This is a genomic window from Streptomyces sp. NPDC088725 (assembly GCF_044751305.1).
Classification (GTDB): Bacteria; Actinomycetota; Actinomycetes; order Streptomycetales; family Streptomycetaceae; genus Streptomyces.
The window spans coordinates 122,347-141,602 of sequence record NZ_JBIVLO010000002.1 but is presented as its reverse complement, the minus strand read 5'-3'; the positions used below and the strand labels follow the sequence as shown (position 1 = coordinate 141,602).

Sequence of the window (19,256 nt, the reverse complement as noted above, 5' to 3'; positions counted from 1 at the left end):
AAGTACGCCGCTTTGGCAGCCCGGCTGTCAGTGCGGGGTCGTACGGTTGAACCATGCGGCCCGTTTCCCACATCGAACGTACGGTGGCGCCCTTCGAGGTCGTCAGTCCCTACCAGCCGAGCGGCGACCAGCCGACGGCCATCGCCGACCTGGAGCGGCGTGTCCGCGCGGGCGAGAAGGACGTCGTCCTGCTCGGCGCGACCGGTACAGGCAAGTCGGCGACGACCGCCTGGATGATCGAGAAGCTTCAGCGCCCCACCCTGGTGATGGCGCCGAACAAGACACTGGCCGCCCAGCTGGCCAACGAGTTCCGCGAGCTGCTGCCGAACAACGCCGTCGAGTACTTCGTCTCGTACTACGACTACTACCAGCCGGAGGCGTACGTACCCCAGTCGGACACGTACATCGAGAAGGACTCCTCCATCAACGAGGAGGTCGAGCGGCTGCGCCACTCCGCGACGAATTCGCTGCTCACCCGCCGTGATGTGGTCGTGGTCGCTTCCGTCTCCTGCATCTACGGCCTCGGTACGCCGCAGGAGTACGTGGACCGGATGGTGCCGCTGAAGGTCGGCGATGAGCTGGACCGCGATCAACTGCTGCGCCGTTTCGTGGACATCCAGTACACGCGCAACGACCTGGCGTTCACCCGGGGCACCTTCCGGGTCCGCGGCGACACCATCGAGATCTTCCCGGTCTACGAGGAACTGGCCGTCCGTATCGAGATGTTCGGCGACGAGATCGAGGCGCTGACCACGCTCCACCCGCTCACCGGCGAGGTCATCAGCGAGGACCAGGAGCTGTACATCTTCCCGGCCAGCCATTACGTGGCAGGACCGGAGCGCATGGAGCGCGCGGTCAACGACATCGAGCGTGAGCTGGAGACCCGGCTCGCCGAGCTGGACAAGCAGGGCAAGCTGCTGGAGTCCCAGCGGCTGCGGATGCGTACGACGTACGACATCGAGATGATGCGTCAGATCGGCTCCTGCTCCGGTATCGAGAACTACTCGATGCACTTCGACGGCCGCGAGAGCGGATCGGCGCCCAACACCCTCCTCGACTACTTCCCCGAGGACTTCTTACTGGTCATCGACGAGTCGCATGTCACGGTGCCGCAGATCGGCGCGATGTACGAGGGCGACGCGTCCCGCAAGCGGACCCTGGTCGACCACGGCTTCCGGCTGCCGTCCGCCCTGGACAACCGGCCGCTGAAGTGGGAGGAGTTCCAGAAGCGGATCGGGCAGACGGTCTACCTCTCGGCCACGCCCGGGAAGTACGAGCTGTCCCGCGGTGACGGATTCGTGGAGCAGATCATCCGCCCCACCGGCCTCATCGACCCCGAGGTCGTCGTCAAGCCCACGGAGGGCCAGATCGACGACCTGGTGCACGAGATCCGCGAGCGGGTCGAGAAGGACGAACGGGTCCTGGTCACCACTCTCACGAAGAAGATGTCGGAGGACCTGACCGACTACTTCCTGGAGCTGGGCATCCAGGTGCGCTACCTGCACAGCGATGTCGACACCCTGCGCCGTATCGAGCTGCTGCGCGAGCTGCGCGCCGGCGAGTACGACGTCCTCGTCGGCATCAACCTGCTCCGCGAGGGCCTCGACCTCCCCGAGGTCTCCCTCGTGGCGATCCTCGACGCGGACAAGCAGGGCTTCCTGCGCTCGGGCACGTCACTGATCCAGACCATCGGCCGTGCGGCCCGTAACGTCTCGGGCCAGGTTCATATGTACGCGGACAAGGTCACCCCGGCCATGGCGCAGGCCATTGACGAGACGAACCGGCGCCGGGAGAAGCAGATCGCGTACAACGCGGAGCGCGGGCTCGACCCGCAGCCGCTCCGCAAGAAGATCAACGACATCGTGGCGACCATCGCGCGCGAGGAGGTCGACACGGAGGCGCTGCTCGGCACGGGCTACCGGCAGGCGAAGGACGGCAAGCCGGCCAAGACCCCGGTGCCCGCGCTCGCGGGGAAGGGCACGAACGGAGGCAAGGCCGCGAAGGGCGGCAAGGCCGCCGTGCAGGGCGCGGTGGTCACCGACCGTCCCGCGTCCGAACTGGCCGGGATCATCCAGGAGATGACGGACCGGATGCGTGCGGCGGCCGCGGACCTGCAATTCGAGGTCGCGGCCCGGCTGCGGGACGAAGTGGGCGAACTGAAGAAGGAGTTGCGGCAGATGCGGGAGGCGGGGCTCGCCTGAATCCGGCCCACGCCGCCTGAATCCGGCCCGCGCCGCCGGGGTTCGGTTCGCGCCGGCTGTGTTGCAACACCGACACAAAGGCGGACGCGTCCTGCTGCGGCCCGCGCGCCACTGCGTAGGGTGCACCGCAACCGCATACGGACGGTCGCGGGGAAACCCATTCGAAAGGGGACAGCGCGTGGTGGACGTATCCAAGGGCGGTACGCCCGGGGGTCCTGGTGTCAATCTGTCCAAGGGGCAGGCCATCAGCCTGGAGAAGCGGGGCGGCGGCACCCTGACCGCGGTGCGTATGGGGCTCGGCTGGCAGGCCGCGCGGCGCAGGGGGCTGTTCGGCTCCCGCACCCGGGAGATCGACCTGGACGCCTCCGCGGTGCTCTTCGCCGACAAGCAGCCGGTCGACGTGGTCTTCTTCCGTCATCTCGTCAGTGACGACGGCTCCGTACGGCACACCGGTGACAATGTCGTCGGCGGCGCGGGCCAGGGCGGCGACGACGAGGCGATCCTCGTGGACCTGGAGCGGGTGCCGGCCCGCGTCGACCAGATCGTCTTCACGGTGAACTCCTTCACCGGACAGACCTTCCAGGAAGTGCAGAACGCGTTCTGCCGCATCGTCGACGAGACCAACGGCCAGGAGCTGGCCAGGTACACGCTCGACGGTGGCGGCCAGTACACCGCGCAGATCATGGCGAAGGTGCACCGCTCCGGTTCCGGCTGGCAGATGACGGCCCTCGGCAACCCGTCCAACGGCCGCACGTTCCAGGACCTGATGCCGTCGATCCTGCCGCATCTGTAGTTCCGCGGTTCTTCCGCACATGACGCGGCGCCCGGCGGCCACCCCGCCGGGCGCCGCGTCATGTGCGGTCCAGGGCCCGACCGGGTGGGTCTCTCTACCGCGTCCGATGTGGCTGACCTGCTTATTTGGCATTTATTTACCAGTCTCTTTACCTTTCCTTGGTGTTTGCTGTACTCTTCTTGCAGCGGAGGGGAGTACTCCCACTACGCGACGTACCCGTCAATACGGACCGCCATCGGTCCCGGGGCGTCGGCCCGGCGGCATGGGTTCGCCGGGTGGAAGAGACCTCCGGCAGCGACAGCGCTGATCTGTAGCGGTACGAAGCCGGAGGCATTGTGGACGTTTCATGGACTCTGTGGGCGCTGACCATTCTTGGTCTGTCAGCCCTGATCGCGGTCGACTTCTTCATCGGGCGCAAGCCCCATGACGTCTCGATGAAGGAAGCCGGGACCTGGACGGTCGTCTGGGTGGCGCTCGCCGCGCTGTTCGGCCTCGGCCTGCTGGTCTTCGGCGACAGCAAGGCCTCCGGGGAGTTCTTCGCGGGCTTCATCACCGAGAAGTCGCTGAGTGTCGACAACCTCTTCGTCTTCGTACTGATCATGGCGAAGTTCGCGGTGCCGTCCCAGCTCCAACAGCGCGTCCTGCTGGTGGGCGTGGTGATCGCGCTCGTCCTGCGTACGATCTTCATCGCCGCCGGCGCGGCGATCATCGCCAGCTTCTCGTGGGTCTTCTTCATCTTCGGCGCGTTCCTGATCTACACCGCCTGGAAACTCATCCAGGAGGCGCGCTCGGACGACGAGGAAGAGGAGTTCGAGGAGAACCGCCTCCTCAAGTCCGTCGAGCGCCGCTTCGGTGTGGCCGACAGGTACCACGGCACGAAGCTGTTCATCCAGAAGAACGGCAAGCGGGTGCTGACCCCGCTGATGGTGGTCATGCTCGCCATCGGCACCACCGACGTGCTGTTCGCGCTGGACTCGATCCCGGCGATCTTCGGTCTGACCCAGGACCCGTACATCGTCTTCACCGCCAACGCTTTCGCCCTGATGGGACTGCGGCAGCTGTACTTCCTCATCGGAGGGCTGCTCAAGAAGCTGGTGCACCTCAGCTACGGGCTGTCGGTCATCCTCGGCTTCATCGGGGTGAAGCTGGTGCTGCACGCGCTGCACGAGCAGGGGGTGGGCGTCCCGGTGATCTCCATCCCGCTATCGCTCGCCGTCATCTCCGGTGTCCTGATCATCACGACGATCACCAGCCTGATCGCCACCAGGAAGCAGACGGAGCGCGACAAGGCGGTCGAGGCGGACGGCCGGACACACGACGAGGCGGACGGCCGGAAGCACGACGACAAGAAGCACATAGAGGCCTGACCCCGCAGCGGGTCTCCCGGGTCCCGGCGCCAGGACCCGGCCCTGTTCCCCCCCGCCCCGTTCCCGGGCCGCCCGGCTCATCCCCACCGGGTCCGGGGCGGGGGCTCTGCCGGACTACCAGCCGCGCCGGCGCCACTCCGGAAGATGCGGGCGCTCGTCGCCGAGCGTGGTGTCGTCGCCGTGGCCCGGGTAGACCCAGGTCTCGTCGGACAGCCGGTCGAAGAGCTTGGTCTCGACGTCGTGGAGGAGACTGGCGAACGCCTCAGGGTCCTTGTGCGTGTTGCCGACGCCGCCCGGGAAGAGGCAGTCGCCGGTGAAGACATGGGCATGGCCGTGCGGGTCGTTGTAGACCAGGGCGATCGAACCGGGCGTGTGGCCCACCAGATGCACGGCGGTCAGCTCGATCTCGCCGACCCGGATCACCTCGCCGTCCTCGACGAGGACATCGGTCGGTACGGGGATGCCCTCGGCGTCGTACCGGCCGGCGTAGGTACGAGCGCCGGTCGCGGTCACGATCGCGGCGAGCGCCTGCCAGTGGTCGCCGTGCTGGTGCGTCGTCACGACGGACCCGATGCCGTCGTCCCCGATCAGGCTCAGCAGCGTCGTGGGCTCGGCCGCCGCGTCGATCAGCAGCTGCTCACCGGTCGCGCGGCAGCGCAGCAGGTAGGCGTTGTTGTTCATCGCGCCCACCGCGACCTTGGAGATCATCAGGGCGGGCAGCTCGTGCACATCCGCCGGGCCGCCGGCCTTCACCGTTCCGCTGTACGTCATACCGGCAGCCTATAGCGGCGGCAGTACGGGCAGGAGGCCTCCCGGGGACTCCAGTCCCGCACCGTCCCCGCGTCCTGCGAGCCAGCCCATCAGGCCGGACGCCGGGCCGGTGACGGTGCGCGGATCGCCGTTCCGGCCGCCGCTGGTCCAGGTGCGTCCGCCGGGTGCGGTCAGGGTGAGCGGCGGGACGTCCGGGTGCCCCGAGAAGCGCTCGGCGAGGAAGTCGATCTCGCGCGTGACGAACTCCTCGGAGAGATCGTCCAGCTCCCGGCCGATGTCCAGGTCGACGTGGTGCAGTTCGATCTCCACCCAGCGCCTGAAGGGGAGCCGGGAGGCCGAGTCCGTGACCCCGTTGCGCAGCGCCACCGTGCGGGTCCAGTCCGCGGGAACGTCCGCCGTCCGCCGGAAACGCGCGTCGGTGTCCCGTACGTCACGCAGCTGGGCGTCGAGCGGCCGGTGCGCGTCCCGTGCGATGTCCGCGTCCCTGGACGCGGCGTCCACGTACATCGGCCGGCCTTCGAGCACATTGACCAGAGCGTCCGCGTTCCGCGCGAGGTGAGCCAGGACATGGCCGCGGCTCCAGCCCGGCAGCCGTGACGGTCCGGCGACGGCGGCGTTGTCCAGTCCGGCGGCCGCGGTGAGAAGGAGTTCGGTCGCCTCACGCACGGAGGCCAGGTCGCGCACAGGATCGATCATGGTCCGACGATAGCGCCGCCACTCGATCGGGTGAAGGTGACAGAGGCCGACCGTAAATCGAATGTGCGTGCTATAGGCTCGGAAGAGGCATCCTGGCATGTAGGCAGTCCGAAGCCGGGCCGGCCGAGCCTCGCCGTCCAGCGCGTGGCGATCCAGCGAAATCCGACGCTCTGGCGACCCCCATAGGCTGGAAAGGGGGCTCCGCCCCTGCTTCCCTTCAATGAAAGGTGCGGACCGGCGTGGCCGACCGTCTCATCGTCCGTGGCGCGCGTGAGCACAATCTCAAGAATGTCTCGCTCGACCTCCCGCGCGACTCCCTCATCGTCTTCACCGGGCTCTCCGGGTCGGGCAAGTCGTCCCTCGCGTTCGACACGATCTTCGCCGAGGGCCAGCGCCGGTACGTGGAGTCGCTCTCCTCGTACGCCAGGCAGTTCCTCGGCCAGATGGACAAGCCGGACGTCGATTTCATCGAAGGTCTCTCGCCGGCCGTCTCCATCGACCAGAAGTCGACCTCGCGCAACCCGCGCTCGACGGTCGGCACGATCACCGAGGTCTACGACTACCTCAGGCTGCTCTTCGCCCGGATCGGCAAGCCGCACTGCCCCGAGTGCGGCCGTCCGATCTCCCGGCAGTCGCCGCAGGCCATCGTGGACAAGGTCCTCGACCTGCCGGAAGGCAGCCGCTTCCAGGTGCTCTCGCCCCTCGTGCGTGAGCGCAAGGGCGAGTTCGTGGACCTCTTCGCCGACCTCCAGACCAAGGGGTACAGCCGGGCCAGGGTCGACGGGCAGACGATCCAGCTCGCTGAGCCGCCCAAGCTCAAGAAGCAGGAGAAGCACACCATCGAGGTGGTGGTCGACCGCCTCACGGTGAAGGACAGTGCCAAGCGGCGGCTGACCGACTCGGTCGAGACCGCGCTCGGCCTCTCCGGCGGCATGGTCGTGCTCGACTTCGTGGACCTCGCCGAGGACGACCCCGAGCGCGAGCGGATGTTCTCCGAGCATCTGTACTGCCCGTACGACGATCTTTCCTTCGAGGAGCTGGAGCCCCGCTCCTTCTCCTTCAACTCGCCCTTCGGCGCGTGCCCCGAGTGCACCGGCATCGGTACGCGCATGGAGGTCGACCCCGAGCTGATCATCCCCGACGAGGACAAGTCCCTCGACGAGGGCGCGATCCACCCGTGGTCGCACGGCCACACCAAGGAGTACTTCGGCCGGATGATCGGCGGCCTCGCCCAGGCCCTCGGTTTCCGTACGGACATCCCGTGGTCCGGCCTGCCGCAGCGTGCCAAGAAGGCCCTGCTGTACGGCCACAAGACCCAGGTCGAGGTCCGCTACCGCAACAGGTACGGGCGCGAGCGTGCCTACACCACCCCCGCCTTCGAAGGCGCGGTCTCGTTCGTCAAGCGGCGGCACTCCGAAGCGGAGAGCGACACCAGCAGGGAGCGCTTCGAGGGCTACATGCGTGAGGTGCCCTGTCCCACCTGCGAGGGCACCCGGCTCAAGCCGATCGTCCTCGCGGTCACGGTCATGGACAAGTCCATCGCCGAGGTCTCCGCGCTGTCGATCAGCGACTGCGCCGACTTCCTCAGGAAGCTCACGCTGAACGCGCGCGACAAGAAGATTGCCGAGCGCGTGCTCAAGGAGGTCAACGAGCGGCTGAGGTTCCTGGTCGACGTCGGCCTGGACTACCTGTCGCTGAACCGCGCGGCAGGGACCCTCTCCGGCGGCGAGGCACAGCGCATCCGGCTCGCCACCCAGATCGGGTCCGGCCTGGTCGGTGTGCTGTACGTACTGGACGAGCCGTCCATCGGGCTGCACCAGCGGGACAACCACCGGCTGATCGATACGCTGGTCCGGCTGCGCGACATGGGCAACACCCTGATCGTCGTGGAGCACGACGAGGAGACCATCAAGGTCGCCGACTGGGTCGTGGACATCGGTCCCGGCGCGGGCGAGCACGGCGGCAAGGTCGTGCACTCGGGTTCCCTGAAGGGGCTCCTCACCAACAAGACGTCGCTGACCGGCCAGTATCTCTCCGGAAAGCGGTCCATCCCGACCCCGGCCATCCGCAGGCCCGTTACCGGCGAGCGGCAGCTCACCGTGCACGGCGCCCGGGAGAACAACCTCCGGGACATCGACGTCTCCTTCCCGCTCGGTGTGTTCACGGCGGTCACGGGCGTTTCGGGATCGGGCAAGTCCACGCTGGTCAACGACATCCTTTATACGCACCTGGCGCGCGAGCTGAACGGTGCGAAGTCGGTACCGGGCCGGCACACCCGGGTCGACGGCGACGACCTGGTCGACAAGGTGGTCCACGTCGACCAGTCGCCCATCGGCCGCACGCCCCGGTCCAACCCGGCCACGTACACCGGCGTTTTCGACCATGTCCGCAGGCTGTTCGCGGAGACCATGGAGGCCAAGGTCCGCGGTTACCTCCCCGGGCGCTTCTCCTTCAACGTCAAGGGCGGCCGCTGCGAGAACTGCTCGGGTGACGGCACGATCAAGATCGAGATGAACTTCCTGCCGGACGTGTACGTCCCGTGCGAGGTCTGCCACGGAGCGCGCTACAACCGGGAGACCCTGGAGGTCCACTACAAGGGCAAGTCCATCGCCGAGGTGCTGGACATGCCGATCGAGGAGGCCCTGGACTTCTTCGAGGCCGTCCCGACGATCTCGCGCCACCTCAAGACGCTCAACGAGGTCGGCCTCGGCTACGTCAGGCTCGGACAGTCCGCGCCGACGCTCTCGGGCGGCGAGGCGCAGCGCGTGAAGCTGTCGAGTGAGCTGCAGAAGCGTTCCACTGGCCGTACGGTCTACGTCCTGGACGAGCCGACCACGGGTCTGCACTTCGAGGACATCAGCAAGCTGATCAAGGTGCTGTCCGGCCTGGTCGAAAAGGGCAACTCGGTGATCGTCATCGAGCACAACCTCGACGTGATCAAGACCGCGGACTGGGTGATCGACATGGGTCCCGAGGGTGGCAACGGCGGCGGCCTGGTCATCGCGGAGGGCACCCCGGAACAGGTCGCGGGCGAACCGGCCAGCCACACCGGGAAGTTCCTCCGGGAGATCCTGGACCCGGAGCGGATCAGCGACGCCACCCCGCCGAGGAAGGCACCGGCCCGCAAGACCGCGGCGAAGAAGGCGGTCGCCAGGAAGACCGCGTCGTAAGAAACCGCGGCTGTCCCGTCCGGCGCAATTCGGCGAACGGACGGCCCAACCCGCTTGACGTTCAAGCGGGTTGGCCCGGACAACCCGCGCGGACGCCCTGGCGCGAGGGGGGTGCGTGTCCGGCCGGGTGCGCGTGATGCGGACTGGTTGTGCCGACTGCCCGCGCGAACGCCCTGGCGCGAGGGGGACGGGGTCGGAGGAGGTACGTGTCCGGACACTAAAGCGTGATTTGTGGCGCATGATCCGGGTCGCTGATCCGACCCCGGCTCACGCGCCGTAAATCATGCCGTCCGGACATGTTCCTCCGGAGGCCCTGGCACCCGCACCCACCGCACCCCGGCCACGTACGGCGCCGCGCCTCGCACCCCGGCCTCGCCCAGTGCCGTGCCTCGTACCCCGACCTCGCCCAGCGCCGCGCCTCGCACCCCGACCCCGGCCCGCACACCGCACCCGCGCACACCGCACCCGCGCACACCGCACCCGCGCACACCGCACCCGCGCACACCGCACCCGCGCACACTGCACCCGCACCCGCACCGCGCCCCGCACCGCGCAACACCGCGCCCCGCCGCAGCCGCGACGGCCCGCGCGAAAGGGGGCTGAACGGCCCCGGTATCGTCGCATGTGTACCTTCCGCCTCCCGCTCCGACCGTTGGAGATGCCATGTCCGGCCTGCCCGCCCCCCGCCGTACCGTGCTGAAGGGCGCCGCGCTCATGGGCGTGGCCGGGCTGGGTGTGACGGCCTGCTCCACCGACTCCAAGCTGGGCCACGCGCAGTCCCCGACACCGACGGCCCCGGTGCCTCTCGGCACCGCTGACGCGGTCCCGGTCGGCGGCGCCAAGCTCTACCGGGAGCAGCGGGTGATCGTGTACTGCCCGGCGAAGGGTGAGTACAAGGGGTTCAGCGCCCAGTGCACCCACGCCGGCTGCCTGCTGGAGAAGCTGGAAGGCACCATCGGCGACTGCCCCTGTCACGGCAGTCGTTTCGACGTCACCACCGGTGAGGCCGTGCACGGCCCGGCGACCGTACCGCTGCCCGAGGTGCCGGTCAGGGCCGAGGGCGGCAATCTCGTCGCGGGACCGAAGGGGTCTCCGTCGCCGAGCGCGACCGAGCAGTGACCCTGCCCGCCAACTCGGCGTGCCACGAGCCCCTTTGACCGGAGAAGCGGCCCGGCCCGGCCGCAGGCCGGGGGCCGCCGCGCATCACACCGTCAGTGCCCGCCAGTAGGGTGGACGCCATGGCCGACCCCTCCAGCTACCGCCCCAAGCCGGGACAGATCCCCGACTCGCCGGGGGTCTACAAATTCCGCGACGAACACCGCCGGGTGATCTACGTCGGGAAGGCGAAGAGCCTGCGCCCGCGGCTCTCCAGCTACTTCCAGGACCTCGCGGGTCTGCATCCGCGTACCCGCACGATGGTCACGACGGCCGCGTCCGTCGAGTGGACCGTCGTCTCCACCGAGGTCGAGGCGCTTCAGCTCGAGTACTCGTGGATCAAGGAGTACGACCCCCGGTTCAACGTCAAATACCGCGACGACAAGAGCTACCCGTACCTCGCGGTCACGCTGAACGAGGAGTTCCCGCGCGTCCAGGTCATGCGGGGCGCCAAGAAGAAGGGCGTGCGCTACTTCGGCCCGTACGGCCACGCCTGGGCCATCCGCGAGACGGTCGATCTGATGCTCCGCGTCTTCCCGGTGCGCACCTGTTCCGCCGGGGTGCTGAAGAACGCGACGCGCACCGGCCGTCCCTGCCTCCTCGGCTACATCGGCAAGTGCTCGGCGCCGTGCGTCGGCCGCGTCACCCCCGAGGAGCACCGCGAACTGGCCGACGAGTTCTGCGACTTCATGGCGGGCCGCACGGGCGCGTACATCCGTCGTCTGGAGAAGCAGATGACGCTGGCCGCCGAGGACATGGAGTACGAGAAGGCCGGCCGGCTGCGTGACGACATCGAGGCGCTGCGCCGCGCGATGGAGAAGAACGCCGTCGTGCTCGCGGACGCCACCGACGCCGACCTGATCGCCGTCGCCGAGGACGAGCTGGAAGCCGCCGTGCAGATCTTCCACGTACGCGGCGGCCGGGTCCGCGGCCAGCGCGGCTGGGTCACCGACAAGGTCGAGGCCGTCAGTACGTCCGGCCTGGTCGAGCACGCCTTGCAGCAGCTGTACGGGGAGGAACGCGGTGACTCGGTCCCCAAGGAAGTCCTCGTCCCCGCCCTGCCCGAGGACACCGAGACCGTCAACCAGTGGCTGTCGCACCGCCGCGGCTCCCAGGTCTCCCTGCGCATCCCGCAGCGCGGTGACAAGAAGGACCTCATGGAGACGGTCGGGCGCAACGCGCGCCAGGCGCTCGTCCTGCACAAGACCAAGCGCGCCAGCGACCTCACCACCCGCTCGCGTGCCCTGGAGGAGATCGCCGGGGCCCTCGGCCTCGACGCCGCGCCGCTGCGCATCGAGTGCTTCGACATCTCGCACCTCCAGGGTGACGACGTCGTGGCGTCCATGGTCGTCTTCGAGGACGGTCTGGCCCGCAAGAGCGAGTACCGCCGCTTCCAGATCAAGGGGTTCGAGGGCCAGGACGACGTCCGCTCGATGCACGAGGTGATCGGCCGCCGCTTCAAGCGCTACCTCCAGGAAAAGGAGAAGACGGGGGAGTGGCCCGAGGGGGACGAGGAGTTCACGGGCTCCCGCCCCGACCCGTCGGCCAACGCCCCCGTGGGCCCCTCGGCCGGTCCCGACGCGGGCCCCGGCCCCTCCGCGGCCCCCTCGGCCGGTCCTGGCACCTTCGCAGGCGCGTCGGCCGGCTCCTCCGCAAACCCCTCGGGCGGCCCCGTGCCCTTCACAGGTCCCTCCGCCGCGCCCGGCCCTCTGGCCGCTCCGCAGCCCTCCACCGAGGACGACGGCCGTCCCAAGCGCTTCGCCTACCCGCCCCAGCTGGTCGTGGTCGACGGCGGACAGCCCCAGGTCGCGGCCGCCAAGCGGGCCCTGGACGAGCTGGGGATAGACGACGTCGCGGTCTGCGGCCTGGCCAAGCGCCTCGAAGAGGTCTGGCTGCCCGACGACAGCGATCCCGTGGTCCTGCCGCGCTCCAGTGAGGGCCTGTACCTGCTCCAGCGGGTGCGCGACGAAGCGCACCGCTTCGCCATCAGCTACCAGCGCGCCAAGCGGGCCAAACGCATCAGGACCAGTCCGCTGGACGACGTCCCCGGCCTCGGCGAGACGCGCAAACAGGCGCTCATCAAGCATTTCGGCTCGGTGAAGCGACTGCGGCAGGCGACAATCGACCAGATCTGCGAGGTTCCGGGACTGGGCCGCAAGACGGCCGAGTCCGTGGTCGTGGCTCTCGCCAAGGCGGCCCCGGCCGCACCCGCCGTGAACACGGCTACAGGAGAGATCATGGAAGACGACGAGGGCAGTGCCGATGAATGAGCGCGACGGGGACGGACGCGACGGGGATGGAGCGGAGCACGTGAGTACGGGAACGACGAAGGACACCGAGGTCGCCGACGCGGCCATCCCCGAGCTGGTGATCATCTCCGGAATGTCGGGCGCGGGCCGCAGCACCGCGGCGAAGTGCCTGGAGGACCTCGGCTGGTTCGTCGTGGACAACCTGCCGCCCGCGCTGATCCCCACCATGGTGGAGCTGGGAGCGCGCTCGCAGGGCAATGTCGCCAGGATCGCCGTCGTCGTGGACGTACGGGGCCGGCGCTTCTTCGACAACCTCCGCGAATCCCTGGCCGACCTCGAGGCCAAGGGGGTCACCCGCCGGATCGTTTTCCTGGAGTCCTCCGACGACGCGCTGGTCCGCCGCTTCGAGTCCGTACGCCGTCCTCACCCGCTCCAGGGCGACGGCAGGATCGTCGACGGCATCGCGGCCGAGCGCGACCTGCTGCGCGAGCTGCGCGGCGACGCGGACCTGGTCATCGACACCTCCAGCCTCAACGTCCACGAGCTGCGCGCCAAGATGGACGCCTCGTTCGCCGGCGACGAGGAACCGGCGCTGCGTGCCACGGTCATGTCGTTCGGCTACAAGTACGGCCTGCCGGTCGACGCCGACCTGGTCGTGGACTGCCGCTTCCTGCCCAACCCGCACTGGGTCCCGGAGCTGCGCCCCTTCACCGGCCTCAGCGAGGAGGTGTCCGCGTACGTCTTCAACCAGCCGGGCGCCAAGGAGTTCCTCGACCGCTACACCGAGCTGCTGCAGCTGATCGCGACCGGTTACCGGCGCGAGGGCAAGCGCTATGTGACGGTCGCCGTCGGCTGTACCGGTGGCAAGCACCGCTCGGTCGCCATGTCGGAGAAGCTCGCCGCGCGGCTCGTGTCGGAGGGCGTCGAGACCGTCGTCGTCCACCGGGACATGGGGCGCGAGTGACCGGACGCACCTTCCGTATGCGGCGGCTGCGCAGAGGCACCCCCGCACTCTCGCCGCGGCGCCGGGGCGCCCAGCCCAAGGTCGTCGCGCTCGGCGGCGGCATGGGCCTGTCCGCCTCCCTCGCGGCGCTGCGCCGGATCACCGGCGACCTCACCGCCGTGGTCACCGTCGCCGACGACGGCGGGTCGAGCGGCCGCCTCCGCGAGGAACTGGGCGTCCTGCCCCCCGGCGACCTGCGCAAGGCCCTCGCCGCGCTCTGCGGCGACGACGACTGGGGCCAGACCTGGGCCCGCGTCATCCAGCACCGCTTCCAGTCCCAGGGCGACCTGCACGAGCACGCGGTCGGCAACCTGCTGATCGTCGCCCTCTGGGAACAGCTCGGAGACCACGTACAGGCCCTGGACCTCGTCGGCAAGCTGCTCGGCGCGCACGGCCGGGTGCTGCCCATGTCCGCCGTACCGCTGGAGCTCCAGGCGCTCGTACGGGGCCACGACCCGGCCCGCCCGCAGGACGTGGAGACCGTACGCGGCCAGGCCACCGTGGCCCTCACACGCGGCGAGGTCCAGTCCGTGCACCTCGTGCCGAACGACCCGCCGGCCGTCCCCGAGGCGGTCGCCGCGGTGATGGACGCGGACTGGGTGGTGCTCGGTCCCGGATCCTGGTTCTCCTCCGTGATCCCCCATCTGCTGGTCCCGGAACTGCTCGACGCGCTGGTCGAGACCAAGGCCAGGCGGGTCCTGTCGTTGAATCTCGCACCACAACCCGGTGAAACCGATGGCTTCTCACCGCAGCGTCATTTGGAGGTTTTAGGGCGACACGCCCCTAAACTCGCCCTGGACGTGGTGCTGGCCGACGAGGCCGCTGTGCCCGACCGCGATTCACTCTCCGATGCCGCGAAACGGCTCGGTGCCGCGGTCGAGCTGGCGCCGGTGGCCGCGCCCCATGGCTCCCCGATCCACGATCCGGAGCTGTTGGCAGCCGCGTACGACCGTATTTTTCGGATGCATGGAAGGATCGGCCCATGGCGATGACGCCAGCGGTGAAGGACGAGATCGCCCGCCTCCCCGTCACCCGGACGTGCTGCAGGAAGGCGGAGGTCTCGGCGATTCTTCGGTTCGCGGGCGGCCTGCACCTGGTGAGCGGACGCATCGTGATCGAGGCGGAGCTGGACACCAGCATCGCCGCGCGCCGGCTCCGCAAGGACATCCTGGAGATCTTCGGGCACAACTCGGAACTCGTGGTGATGGCTCCGGGCGGTCTGCGGCGTGGCAGTCGTTACGTCGTACGGGTGATCACCGGCGGTGATCAGCTGGCCAGGCAGACCGGGCTGGTCGACGGCCGCGGCCGCCCGATCCGCGGACTGCCGCCGCAGGTCGTCTCCGGTGCCACCTGCGACGCGGAGGCCGCCTGGCGCGGCGCGTTCCTCGCGCACGGCTCGCTCACCGAGCCCGGCAGATCCTCCTCGCTGGAGGTCACCTGCCCCGGACCCGAGGCCGCCCTCGCCCTGGTCGGCGCCGCACGCAGGCTCCAGATCGCCGCGAAGGCCCGCGAGGTGCGCGGGGTCGACCGCGTGGTCGTACGCGACGGGGACGCGATCGGCGCGCTGCTGACCCGCCTCGGCGCCCACGAGTCGGTGCTCGCCTGGGAAGAGCGGCGGATGCGCCGCGAGGTGCGCGCCACCGCCAACCGCCTCGCCAACTTCGACGACGCGAACCTGCGCCGCTCCGCCCGTGCGGCGGTCGCCGCGGGCGCCCGGGTCGGCCGGGCCCTGGAGATCCTCGGCGAGGAGGTGCCCGAGCACCTGGCCGCGGCGGGCCGGCTCCGGATGGAACACAAGCAGGCGTCCCTCGAGGAGCTGGGCGCGCTCGCCGATCCGCCACTGACCAAGGACGCCGTCGCCGGCCGCATCCGCAGGCTGCTGGCCATGGCCGACAAACGGGCACAGGATCTGGGTATTCCGGGCACGGAGTCGACGCTGAGCGAGGAGATGGCCGACGGTCTCGTCGGCTGAGCACAAGGCGGGGCCCGGGCCCCGCGGTTGACGGGATGCGCCGGGGTCCGCACCGGCGGTCCCGGGGGCGGCGGCCCGTACCCCTACCCGTGGGTACGGGCCGCCGCCGATTCCCGGGGCGGCTCGATGTCACTCGGCGGACCCCGGCGCGGTAGGGTCATAGGCGGTCGGGGACATCCCATACAGCTCGCCGGCGTCGAACCCGGCGTACCAACGAGGAGATCGGTTCGTGACGATCCGCGTAGGCATCAACGGCTTTGGCCGCATCGGTCGTAACTACTTCCGCGCGCTGCTGGAGCAGGGTGCAGACATCGAGATCGTGGCTGTCAACGACCTGGGTGACACTGCGACCACCGCGCACTTGCTGAAGTACGACACCATCCTGGGGCGCCTCAAGGCAGAGGTGACCCACACCGTCGACACGATCACGGTCGACGGAAAGACCATCAAGGTGCTCTCCGAGCGCAACCCGGCCGACATCCCCTGGGGTGAGCTGGGCGTCGACATCGTCATCGAGTCGACCGGCATCTTCACCAAGAAGGCCGACGCCGAGAAGCACATCGCGGGCGGCGCCAAGAAGGTCCTCATCTCGGCTCCGGCCAAGGACGAGGACATCACGATCGTGATGGGCGTCAACGAGGACAAGTACGTGGCGGCCGACCACCACGTCATCTCCAACGCCTCCTGCACCACCAACTGTGTGGCGCCGATGGCCAAGGTTCTCCTGGAGAACTTCGGCATCGTCAAGGGCCTGATGACGACGGTCCACGCGTACACGAACGACCAGCGCATCCTTGACTTCCCGCACAAGGACCTGCGCCGCGCCCGTGCCGCCGCCGAGAACATCATTCCGACCACCACGGGTGCCGCCAAGGCCACCGCGCTGGTGATCCCGGAGCTGGAAGGCAAGCTCGACGGCATCGCGATGCGCGTCCCGGTCCCGACGGGTTCCGTCACCGACCTGGTCGTCGAGCTGGAGCGCGAGGTGACCAAGGAAGAGGTCAACGCCGCGTTCCAGAAGGCCGCCGAGGGCCAGCTCAAGGGCATCCTGGACTACACCGAGGACGAGATCGTCTCCTCGGACATCGTCAACTGGCCGGCCTCGTGCACCTTCGACTCCTCCCTGACCCTGGTCCAGGGCAAGAGCGTCAAGATCATCGGCTGGTACGACAACGAGTGGGGCTACTCCAACCGTCTGGTCGACCTGACCGAGTTCGTCGGCGGCCAGCTCTGAACTCAGGGCCGGTAGGCACCTCGATATGAGCGACAGGGCTCGGTCGGCGCGCAGGGACGCGCGCCGTTCGAGCCCTGTCGGCCGTCCAGACTTCCGAAGGAGTCCAGCAACAGATGAAGACGATCGACGAACTCCTCGCCGAAGGGGTCACCGGCAAGCGGGTATTCGTCCGCGCCGACTTCAACGTGCCGCTCGAAGGCACCACCATCACCGACGACGGCCGTATCCGGGCTGTCGAGCCGACGGTCGCCAAGCTCGCCGCGGCCGGCGCGCGCGTGATCGTCGCGTCCCACCTCGGCCGCCCCAAGGGCGCGCCCGACCCCGCTTTCTCGCTGGCCCCCGCGGCCAAGCGCCTCGGTGAACTCCTCGGCGCCGACGTGGCGTTCGCGACCGACACGGTCGGCGAGTCCGCCGCGTCCGTCGTCGCGGGCCTCGCCGACGGCCAGGTCGCCGTCCTGGAGAACCTCCGCTTCAACGCGGGCGAGACCTCGAAGGACGACGCCGAGCGCGGCGCCTTCGCGGACCGGCTCGCCGAGCTGGCCGACCTGTACGTCGGTGACGGCTTCGGCGCCGTGCACCGCAAGCACGCCTCGGTCTTCGACCTGCCGGCCCGGCTGCCGCACGCCGCCGGCGGTCTGATCGCCACCGAGGTCGGCGTCCTGAAGAAGCTCACGGATGACGTCAAGCGGCCGTACGCCGTCGTCCTCGGCGGCGCCAAGGTCTCCGACAAGCTCGGTGTCATCGACCACCTGCTGGAGAAGGCCGACCGCATCCTGATCGGCGGTGGCATGGCGTTCACCTTCCTCAAGGCGCAGGGCCACGAAGTCGGCTCCTCGCTCCTCCAGGAAGACCAGATCCCCGCCGTCCAGGGGTACCTCAAGCGCGCCGAGGAGCGTGGCGTGGAGTTCGTACTCCCCGTCGACTTCCTCGTGGCGCCGGAGTTCCCCGACCTCAAGACCAAGGCGCCGGCCAACCCGGAGACGGTTCCCGCCAACGCCATGCCCGCGGGCAAGATGGGCCTGGACAACGGGCCCGAGACCTGCGCGCTCTACGCCTCGAAGCTCGCCGACGCGGCCACCGTCTTCTGGAACGGTCCCATGGGCGTCTTCGAGCACCCCGACTACGCCGAGGGCACCCGGGCCGTCGCCCAGGCGCTCGTCGACTCGTCGGCCTTCACGGTCGTCGGCGGTGGCGACTCCGCCGCCGCCGTCCGCATCCTGGGCTTCGACGAGCAGGCATTCGGCCATATCTCGACCGGTGGCGGCGCGAGCCTCGAATACCTCGAGGGCAAGACGCTTCCCGGCCTCGCCGCACTGGAGGACTGACCGTTCCATGACTGCCACATCAGACACCGCCGGACGCTTGCCGCTGATGGCGGGCAACTGGAAGATGAACCTCAACCACCTCGAGGCCATCGCGCACACCCAGAAGCTCGCCTTCGCGCTGGCCGACAAGGACTACGACGCCGTCGAGGTCGCCGTGCTGGCGCCCTTCACCGACCTGCGCTCCGTGCAGACGCTGGTCGACGGTGACAAGCTGAAGATCAAGTACGGCGCCCAGGACATCTCGGCGCAGGACTCGGGCGCGTACACCGGTGAGATCTCCGGCGTGATGCTGTCCAAGCTGAAGTGCACGTACGTGGCCGTCGGCCACTCCGAGCGGCGGCAGTACCACGCCGAGTCGGACGAGGTCTGCAACGCCAAGGTGAAGGCCGCCTACCGGAACGGCCTGACCCCGATCCTCTGCGTCGGCGAGGGCCTGGACGTCCGCAAGGCGGGCAACCAGGTCGCGCACACGCTGAGCCAGCTCGACGGCGGGCTCAAGGACATCCCGGCCGAGCAGGCCGAGACCGTCGTGATCGCGTACGAGCCGGTGTGGGCCATCGGAACCGGCGAGGTCGCCACCCCCGAGGACGCGCAGGAAGTCTGCGGTGCGATCCGCGGCCGGCTGGCCGAGCTGTACTCGCAGGAACTGGCCGACAAGGTCCGCATCCAGTACGGCGGTTCCGTGAAGTCCGGGAACGTCGCGGCGATCATGGCCCAGCCCGATGTGGACGGCGCTCTGGTGGGCGGCGCGGCGCTGGACGCCGAGGAGTTCGTCAAGATCGTCAGGTTCCGTGACCAGTAAGTAGGCGGTTGCGCGGATCCGTCGTACCCTTGCGGGGGCCGAGTGGCTTGCTCACCCGGCCCCCGTTGTCCTTTGAGTCCCGAGAGAATGCCAGGAAGTAGGGTCCAGCTGTGGTTATGGGGTTCTCGATCGCCCTCATCGTCTTCAGCCTGCTGCTGATGCTGCTGGTGCTGATGCACAAGGGGAAGGGCGGCGGCCTCTCCGACATGTTCGGTGGCGGAATGCAGTCGTCCGTCGGTGGTTCTTCGGTCGCCGAGCGTAACCTCGACCGCATTACCGTGGTTGTCGGTCTGCTGTGGTTCGCGTGCATTGTCGTCCTTGGTCTGCTGCTGAAGCTGGACAGCTGACCTCGGTCACGGTACGGCGCCTCGGGCGCGGCCTATCATGAGGCTCCGCGTACGACGGCAGGGGGGTAACTCCCGTCGCTGAAAGCGCGTTGGGCCTTACGTAGACTGGGGCGCTCGGCAGCGGAGCTGCCTACCGAGATGCTTTGCGGCACCATCACGCAGGGAGTTACG

The 19,256-nt window shown here is 69.0% G+C and carries 15 protein-coding genes; 13 read left to right on the top strand and 2 right to left on the bottom strand.

Annotation, left to right across the window (positions count from 1 at the left end):
* The first annotated feature begins 53 nt into the window (after positions 1-53).
* From uvrB to ACIP6N_RS04525, 3 genes are all read left to right on the top strand, one after another.
* Positions 54-2,201, top strand: coding sequence for an excinuclease ABC subunit UvrB (gene uvrB / locus ACIP6N_RS04535; protein WP_401812841.1), 2,148 nt, complete (start codon positions 54-56; stop codon positions 2,199-2,201).
* Between the two features lie 178 nt (positions 2,202-2,379).
* Positions 2,380-2,994, top strand: coding sequence for a TerD family protein (locus ACIP6N_RS04530; RefSeq protein WP_401812840.1), 615 nt, complete (start codon positions 2,380-2,382; stop codon positions 2,992-2,994).
* Between the two features lie 335 nt (positions 2,995-3,329).
* Complete coding sequence (locus ACIP6N_RS04525) at positions 3,330-4,361, top strand: TerC family protein (protein ID WP_401812838.1); 1,032 nt, start codon at positions 3,330-3,332, stop codon at positions 4,359-4,361.
* Positions 4,362-4,475: 114 nt separating this feature from the next.
* Here ACIP6N_RS04525 and ACIP6N_RS04520 read toward each other — a convergent pair whose 3' ends face one another.
* Positions 4,476-5,132 carry an MBL fold metallo-hydrolase gene (locus ACIP6N_RS04520; RefSeq protein ID WP_401812836.1) on the bottom strand — a complete coding sequence of 219 codons (657 nt, stop codon included), beginning with the start codon at positions 5,130-5,132 and terminating at the stop codon, positions 4,476-4,478.
* A gap of 9 nt (positions 5,133-5,141) precedes the next feature.
* Positions 5,142-5,828, bottom strand: a complete 687-nt coding sequence (locus ACIP6N_RS04515; RefSeq protein ID WP_401812835.1) for a maleylpyruvate isomerase family mycothiol-dependent enzyme — start codon at positions 5,826-5,828, stop codon at positions 5,142-5,144.
* A gap of 239 nt (positions 5,829-6,067) precedes the next feature.
* Here ACIP6N_RS04515 and uvrA point away from each other — a divergent pair, with 239 nt between their 5' ends.
* The 10 genes from uvrA to secG all read left to right on the top strand — a co-directional run bounded on the left by uvrA (position 6,068) and on the right by secG (position 19,085).
* A complete protein-coding gene (uvrA, locus tag ACIP6N_RS04510; RefSeq protein WP_401812833.1) occupies positions 6,068-8,998 on the top strand; it encodes an excinuclease ABC subunit UvrA in 2,931 nt (976 codons plus the stop codon).
* A gap of 663 nt (positions 8,999-9,661) precedes the next feature.
* A complete protein-coding gene (locus ACIP6N_RS04505; protein WP_401812832.1) occupies positions 9,662-10,117 on the top strand; it encodes a Rieske (2Fe-2S) protein in 456 nt (151 codons plus the stop codon).
* 119 nt (positions 10,118-10,236) lie between these two features.
* Positions 10,237-12,423, top strand: a complete 2,187-nt coding sequence (gene uvrC, locus ACIP6N_RS04500) for an excinuclease ABC subunit UvrC (protein ID WP_401812830.1) — start codon at positions 10,237-10,239, stop codon at positions 12,421-12,423.
* Positions 12,416-13,366, top strand: coding sequence for an RNase adapter RapZ (gene rapZ, locus ACIP6N_RS04495; RefSeq protein ID WP_401812829.1), 951 nt, complete (start codon positions 12,416-12,418; stop codon positions 13,364-13,366). The genes uvrC and rapZ overlap by 8 nt, the downstream gene beginning before the upstream one ends.
* Positions 13,363-14,397, top strand: a complete 1,035-nt coding sequence (gene yvcK, locus ACIP6N_RS04490) for a uridine diphosphate-N-acetylglucosamine-binding protein YvcK (RefSeq protein ID WP_401812827.1) — start codon at positions 13,363-13,365, stop codon at positions 14,395-14,397. The genes rapZ and yvcK overlap by 4 nt, the downstream gene beginning before the upstream one ends.
* On the top strand, positions 14,388-15,377 hold the full coding sequence (gene whiA, locus ACIP6N_RS04485; RefSeq protein ID WP_041990916.1) for a DNA-binding protein WhiA: 990 nt from the start codon (positions 14,388-14,390) through the stop codon (positions 15,375-15,377). Before yvcK ends, whiA begins: the two co-directional genes overlap by 10 nt.
* Before the next feature lie 229 nt (positions 15,378-15,606).
* Complete coding sequence (gene gap, locus ACIP6N_RS04480; protein WP_401812826.1) at positions 15,607-16,611, top strand: type I glyceraldehyde-3-phosphate dehydrogenase; 1,005 nt, start codon at positions 15,607-15,609, stop codon at positions 16,609-16,611.
* Positions 16,612-16,724: 113 nt separating this feature from the next.
* Positions 16,725-17,936 (top strand): phosphoglycerate kinase, encoded by a 1,212-nt coding sequence (locus ACIP6N_RS04475; protein WP_401812825.1) that lies wholly within the window; start codon positions 16,725-16,727, stop codon positions 17,934-17,936.
* Between the two features lie 7 nt (positions 17,937-17,943).
* Positions 17,944-18,738 (top strand): triose-phosphate isomerase, encoded by a 795-nt coding sequence (tpiA, locus tag ACIP6N_RS04470; RefSeq protein ID WP_401812824.1) that lies wholly within the window; start codon positions 17,944-17,946, stop codon positions 18,736-18,738.
* A gap of 116 nt (positions 18,739-18,854) precedes the next feature.
* Positions 18,855-19,085: a preprotein translocase subunit SecG gene (secG, locus tag ACIP6N_RS04465; RefSeq protein WP_030753123.1), complete on the top strand. Its 231-nt coding sequence runs from the start codon at positions 18,855-18,857 to the stop codon at positions 19,083-19,085.
* Positions 19,086-19,256 lie beyond the last annotated feature (171 nt).